We start from the raw sequence: 6,084 nt of genomic DNA, 5'->3' as shown, positions 1-6,084 counted from the left end.
TATGCGTCTTCGTGATCCCCAGGTCGGCCAGCAGGAAGGCGACGGACTTGGACGTCATGGCCGAGCCACGGTCGGCGTGGATCGTCAACTGCTCGCGGCCGATCCCCTGCCGGGCGCACGTCTCGTGGATGAACCGCTCGGCGAGCGTCGCGCTCTCCCGGTGGGCCACCATCCAGCCGACCACGTAGCGGCTGAAGACGTCGAGCATGACGTACAAGTAGAAGTAGGTCCACGTGGTCGGGCCGAGGAGCTTGGTGATGTCCCAACTCCACAGCTCGTTGGGCCGCCGGGCCAGGAGTTCGGGAGCCACGTAGCGCGGGTGCCGCAACTGATTTCGCCGCTCGCGCACCTCCTGGTGCTCCGCGAGGACGCGGTACATCGTGCGCTCCGAGCAGAGATACGCGCCCTCGTCGAGCAGGGTGGCGTAGACCTCGGCGGGGGCCAGGTCCACGAAGCGGGGCTCGTGCAACCGCGCGAGGACGGTGCGCTGCTCGTCGGCGGTCAGGGCGCGCGGCGAGGGACGCCGCCGCGGGGGCACGTGCCGGGGCCACCGGCGGCGGTAGTAGGTCGCGCGCGGCAGCCCGAGCGCCGCGCATGTGGGCGCAATGCCCAGTTGCGGTCCGATCTGGGTGACCGTCGCTATCAGGAGGCCTCGCCGGTCAGCGGCGTTCCCAGTAACGCCGCCACTTGTTTTTGCAGTTCAACCAGGGCCTCAGCCCGCGCGGCGCGCTGCTGCCACCGGCTGATCTCCCGCGCTTGCTCGGCGAGCTTCTTGTCGCGCGGATCGGCCACCCGCCGCACCGGGCCGCGCTTCTTCGGCGTCCCAGCCAGCTCCCCGCGCTCCCGCGCCGCGCGCCATGTCGTCAGATGGGAGGAGTACAATCCCTCCCGTCGCAATAACGCCCCAACCCCACCCGACGTCTTACAGGCGTCGGCCTCCCGGACGATCTTCTGCTTGTACGCCACCGTGAACCGCCGCCGGGTCGCCTTCGCCACCACCTCGATCGCCGGCCCACCCAGGGCCTGCTCCAATGCGCTCATCGCTCTCCAATCCTGACTCGCCCTCGACTCTAAACTTGCAGGGGGTCACTGTCTCACCCATATTGGCAGAGAGGGCTGGCTCCGGTGATACCCCTGACCTACGCGGGGCCCATGACGGTCGTGCTCCTGCTCGGCTTGGTCTTTCTCGCGGTGGGTGCCTTCAACTTCGCCTTCGCCATACGACGCAGCCGTCAGCTTCCGGTCTGGGCCGCCTTCGTCTTCGCCATCGGCCTCGCTCTCTGGCTGCCGCTCTTACCGAGGCCCGTGCGCATCGTCGATGGCCTCCTGATCGGCCTCGGCGGCATAACGCTCGCGTGGGGTCTGTGGCGGAAGGCCTGAGAGCAATCGGGGTCAGGTCTTGAAATCACACATTGCCGTTCGGCTTCCACCGCGCCACCCGATCATCTTTCAGGCCAAATGTTGGATTTCAAGACCTGACCCCGCCTACGCCTACTCGGCCAGCCACACGGTGTCGAGCTGCTGGTTCAAGAAGTGGGAAGGGGTGATGGTCCATCCCCGGACCTTGGCGCTGTGCGGGACGATCCGGTGCCACTGGAGGGTATAGATGTAGTGGACCTCCTCGTCCAGCAGCCGTTTCTCGAACGCGCGGAGATAGCGCTTGCGCTCCTCAGCGTCTACGGCGCGCGCCTGCTTCAAGAAAAGCTCGTCGAGGACGGCGTCCTTGTAGCGGCCGTAATTGTTCTCGGAGACGCCGACGGACTGGAACTTCGCCACGTCGAGGTCCGGCTCGACGACGAAGTTGCACTGGGCGTCCGAGGACAAGTCGAAGTCACCGCGCCTGGAGACGGAGATCATGGCCGAGGCTTCGATGGTTTCCATCTTCACGTTGAGCCCGATCTGGCGCCACTGGTCGATCAGCCAGATGCCCACCGGTTCGTACGGCATCGGGATGCCGCGGACCTTGAAGGTGAAGGCAAAGCCCTCGGGCACTCCGGCCTCACGCAGGAGCCGGCGCGCCTCCGCCCGCGACTTCGCGATGTCGCGCCCGTAGCCGGCCAGCTTCTCCAGCTCCTGGGGCGGTGTCGCCCATGGAGTGCCCGGCACCTGGATGCCCGCCACGTCCCGGACGACGGTGATCCTGGACAAGTTCTTCGACGCCTCGTATCGGTCCAGCGCCAGGGTCAGCGCCCGGCGGACGCGCTTGTCGTCGAACGGCTTCCGCTCGTGATTGATCGCCACGAGCGTGACGCAGTCCCAGGGGCTTTCCTGGACCGTGATCTTCGAGCCGAGCGCCTGGACGAGGCTGTCGCGCTCCGGCGGGGAGAAGCCGCGGAACTGGATGTGGGCGCGCTCCCCGCGGATGGCCGCCACCTGGGCCGACGACGCGGAGATGAAGATGGCCCGGTACCCGTCGAGATAGGGCTTCCCCTTGTCCCAGTAATCGGGGTTCTTCCGCCCCACAAGGTGCGAGCCCTTCACGTGCTCGACGAACTTGAACGGGCCGGTGCCCATCGCGTTCGTCTCGTACCACCGTATGTCCTTGGCGAGGATGTCCGCCTTGTAGATAAAGTTGAAGGGCGAAGCCACGTTGACCAGGAACGAGGCCTCGGGCCACTTGAGCCGGAACCGCACGGTCTGTGGATCAGGCGCCTCGACGGCCTCGACAACCTGGTAGGCCCCCTTGCGAGCGGAGATCACGCCGGCCGGCGGGAAGATGATCTTGTCATAGCTCGCCTTGACGTCGCGCGACGTCAGGAGGCTGCTGTCGTGAAACTTGACGCCCTGGCGCAGCTTGAAGGTGTAGGTCATGGCGTCCGGCGACATCGTCCAGGACTCGGCCAGGTCGGCCACGGGCCGCGTGCCCGTTCGGTCGGTCGGATCAATGCGCAGGAGCGTGTTGTAGACGGGCGCGAAGGGGTGGACGGTGCCGAAGGTCCCCTCGCGGTGCCCGTCATAGGACGGCGGCTCCGAGGGAACCATGAAGATCAGCTCTCCACCGTAGCGGGGCCGCTCCTGCGCCCCGGCATCACCGCACGCCAGAAGTGTCGCGGAGAGAGCTAGTACGATCAGAAGCCACAGGGCACGGATCATGTGGTTCACCCTCCGGACGAGCTGGCTCGTCCACTTACACGAGCGGCCAAGGGTAGCGGTGACCGCTCCTATCTTCAGGGAAGCGGGCGTAGTCCGCAAGGGCCTGGGCGCGGACCCGGAGGGCCTGCTGCTCCTGGGCGTCGAGGAGATCGGCGAGCGGCTCGGGTAGCCCGTCCATCACGAAGTGTTTCAGGTCGTCCAGCATGCCTTTCGGGATCGGCTCGCCGGCGTAGTCCCAGATGACGGTGCGGAGCTTCATCTCGGTGTGGAAGGTGAGACCGTTGTCGATGGCGTAGATCAGATTGTCGGAGCCGAGGAGGCAGTGGCCGCTCTTCCTGTCGGCGTTGTTGGCGACGAAGTCCCAGACGCAGATCTTCTGGAGGCGCTCGCGGTGGCGCGGGTCTTCGCGAAGCGTGAACCAGTGCTGTTCGAACTCGGCCTCGATGAAGAGCTGGAAGGAGCCCTCGCCGTGCGGGCCCTCGCGCACGATCGTGGGCGGGACCAGGCCCCAACCGAGGGCTTCGGAGAAGAGATAGGCCGCCAGCTCGCGCCTGTAGAGCCCGGGCGGGAAATCCCAGAGCGGTCGCTCGCCGCGCTCGGGCTTGTAGATGGCGCGGGCGCAGGTGGGGCCCAGCGTCACCTCGGCGAGCAGCGTCACGTTGCTGGCCCAGGGCATGCGGCCCTTGATGGTGACGTCGCCGCGGGTCAGCAGATCGAGCGCGTCAGTGGACAACATGGCCGTTGCTGCGCGGGCAGACGTGGCCGGCGGGGTCCATGGGCCCGCTGCACACAGGGCAGGGCGGCCGGCCGCCCTTCATCAGCTCCTTCGCCCGCTCGACGAAGGCCTGCGCCTGCTCGCGCGTGATGCGCACGCTCGCGGAGGCGGGCTCTTCGCCCGCGCGCTGGCCTTCCTCTTCCTCTTCGAACAGCTCGTGGGCGTGCACGATGACGCGCTCGTGCTCCTCGTCGTAGCCGACACCGAGCGTGGCGACGATCCACGCGGGCTCGGCGAAGGGCAGCAGGTCGAGATCGGTGGGGACCTTGCCCTTGGGCGCGCCCAGCTTGGTGGTGAGGCCGGAGAGGTATTCGGCGAGCGCGCGCACCTGCTCCTTCTCGCACTTGAGCGTGATGAGCCGGCCCGTGTCGCGCGCCTGCAGGAAGAAGGTGCGCTCGCCCGGCTTGCCGAGGGCGCCGGCGGTGAAGAAGTCGGGCTTCTCGAAGTCGAAGGATTCGCTCATTTGATGCCGAGGGCGGAGAGGTCGCCGTCCATGGAGTTGACGGTCAGGACGGCGGCGCCTGAAGACCGATAGGCGATGGCGGTGATGGAGGCCGTGCCGATCATGATGCGCTGGAAGAGGTCGAGGGGGGTGCCGAGGGCATGCGCCACGACGGCCTTGATGGGGTCGGCGTGGGAGACGGCGACGACGATCCGGCCCGGGTGACGGGCCACGATGCGCGCGATGGCGCCCGTGACGCGCGCCTGCATCTCGGTGAACGACTCGCCGCCCTCGAAGCGGAAGCCGCTCGGATGCTGCTGGACGGCCTTCCACTCGGGTTTGCTTCCCGCGTCCTTCAGCGCCATGCCCGTCCACTTGCCGATGTCCAGCTCCAGGAGGCCGCGCTCGATGCGCACGGCCATGTTGCGCGCTTTCGCGATGATCTGCGCGGTTTCGCGCGCCCGCTCGAGCGGCGAAGAGTAGATGGCAACCAGCTTCAGGATCTTGGCGATGCGCGCGGCGGCGGCTTCGGCCTGGCGGCGGCCCTCGTCGGAGAGGTGCAGGCCGCGCGCGCGGCCGGGCAGCTTCACGCCCGTGGTCGGCGTGAGGCCGTGGCGCACCAGCAGCACCAGGGTCGACGGCGCGGGCTTCTTGTCCTTCATGCGCGGCGGCGGGCTTCCTGCATCGCCTGCCAGATGCGCGTGGGTGTGGCGGGCGCCTCGCGGAGGACGACGCCGAACTCGGCGAGCGCGTCTTCGACGGCGTTGACGATGGCGGCCGCGCCCGGGATGGCGCCGCTCTCGCCCACGCCCTTGACGCCGAGCGGGTTGATGACCGAGCGGTGCTCGGTGAGCGCCACCGGGATCTCCGGCACGTCGTCGCACTTGGGGATGCAGTAGTCCATGAAGGAGCCCGTCAGCAGTTGTCCGCCCTCGTCGTAGACCAGCTCTTCCAGGAGCCCCGCGGCGATGCCCTGGACGGCGCCGCCCTGAAGCTGGCCCTCGACGATGGCCGGATTGATCGCGCGCCCCGGGTCGTGGACCACGGCGTAGGCCAAGAGGCGCGCGCGACAGGACTCGACGTCCACGTCCACGACGGCGGCCTGGGTGCCGAAGGCCCACGTCACCGTGGCGGGATAGAAGTAGGTGCAGGCGTTCAGCCCCGGCTCGGCCATTGGAGTTTGAGGTGTGGGCTTCAGCGCCTTGGATTTCACGGCGGCCAGCGCGAGTCGCGCGAGCGTCACGCTCCTGCTTGGCGAGCCGATGACGAAGGCCTCACCGCGCTCGATGCGGATGTCCTCGGGCGCGGCCTCGAGCAGCTCGGCCGCGACGCGCTGGGCCTTCTGCTTCACCTCGCGCGCGGTCTGGGCGACGGCGGGGCCGCTGTTGGCCATGACGCGACTGCCGCCCGTGCCCATGCCGAAAGGGAACTGGGTCGTGTCGCCCGCCATGACGTGCACGTCCTCGAAGTTGGCGCCCAGCTCCGCCGCCGCGATCTGCGCCAGCGTCGTCGCGTGCCCTTGCCCCTGCGCCGTCACGCCGATGAGGACGTAGACCTTGCCGCTCGGGTCCACGCGGACGGTGGCGCCTTCGTAGGGGCCCAAGCCCGAGCCCTGCGCGTAGCAGGAGACGCCGATGCCGAGGCGGTGCGTGCCGTTCGCGTGCGTCTTCTGGCGCTTGCGCCACTCGTCGTAGCCCAGCACGGAGAGCGCGCGATCGAAGGAGCCGGGGAAGTCGGCCGGGTCGTACGCGATCGGCGTGCCGTCCTTGTAGAT

At 68.3% G+C, this 6,084-nt stretch carries 6 protein-coding genes and 1 pseudogene; 1 reads left to right on the top strand and 6 read right to left on the bottom strand.

From position 1 onward, the window contains the following. Positions 1-1,041: pseudogene (locus VGV06_03490) on the bottom strand (DDE-type integrase/transposase/recombinase). A gap of 111 nt (positions 1,042-1,152) precedes the next feature. On the opposite strand from VGV06_03490, the gene VGV06_03485 reads away from it, so the two are divergent. Continuing rightward, the gene (locus tag VGV06_03485; protein ID HEV2054219.1) at positions 1,153-1,380 is read left to right on the top strand and encodes a hypothetical protein; all 228 of its coding nucleotides are present in this window, start codon (positions 1,153-1,155) and stop codon (positions 1,378-1,380) included. A 111-nt stretch (positions 1,381-1,491) separates the two neighbouring features. On the opposite strand, the gene VGV06_03480 is transcribed toward VGV06_03485, so the two are convergent. From VGV06_03480 to VGV06_03460, 5 genes are all read right to left on the bottom strand, one after another. Continuing rightward, positions 1,492-3,093 carry an ABC transporter substrate-binding protein gene (locus VGV06_03480; GenBank protein HEV2054218.1) on the bottom strand — a complete coding sequence of 534 codons (1,602 nt, stop codon included), beginning with the start codon at positions 3,091-3,093 and terminating at the stop codon, positions 1,492-1,494. A 34-nt stretch (positions 3,094-3,127) separates the two neighbouring features. After that, a complete protein-coding gene (locus tag VGV06_03475) occupies positions 3,128-3,829 on the bottom strand; it encodes an SCO1664 family protein (protein HEV2054217.1) in 702 nt (233 codons plus the stop codon). Continuing rightward, the gene (locus VGV06_03470) at positions 3,816-4,331 is read right to left on the bottom strand and encodes a DUF3090 domain-containing protein (protein ID HEV2054216.1); all 516 of its coding nucleotides are present in this window, start codon (positions 4,329-4,331) and stop codon (positions 3,816-3,818) included. The genes VGV06_03475 and VGV06_03470 overlap by 14 nt, the downstream gene beginning before the upstream one ends. Beyond that, a complete protein-coding gene (locus VGV06_03465) occupies positions 4,328-4,972 on the bottom strand; it encodes a histidine phosphatase family protein (protein HEV2054215.1) in 645 nt (214 codons plus the stop codon). Before VGV06_03465 ends, VGV06_03470 begins: the two co-directional genes overlap by 4 nt. Further along, positions 4,969-6,084, bottom strand: a 1,116-nt coding sequence (locus tag VGV06_03460) for a molybdopterin cofactor-binding domain-containing protein (protein ID HEV2054214.1), incomplete at its 5' end; no start/stop codon positions are given. The genes VGV06_03465 and VGV06_03460, both read right to left, overlap by 4 nt.

The sequence above is a fragment of the Candidatus Methylomirabilota bacterium genome (assembly GCA_035936835.1).
Lineage (GTDB): Bacteria > Methylomirabilota > Methylomirabilia > Rokubacteriales > CSP1-6 > AR37.
Note: the sequence above shows the minus strand (reverse complement) of the source record. Positions and strands in the feature narration are given on the sequence as shown.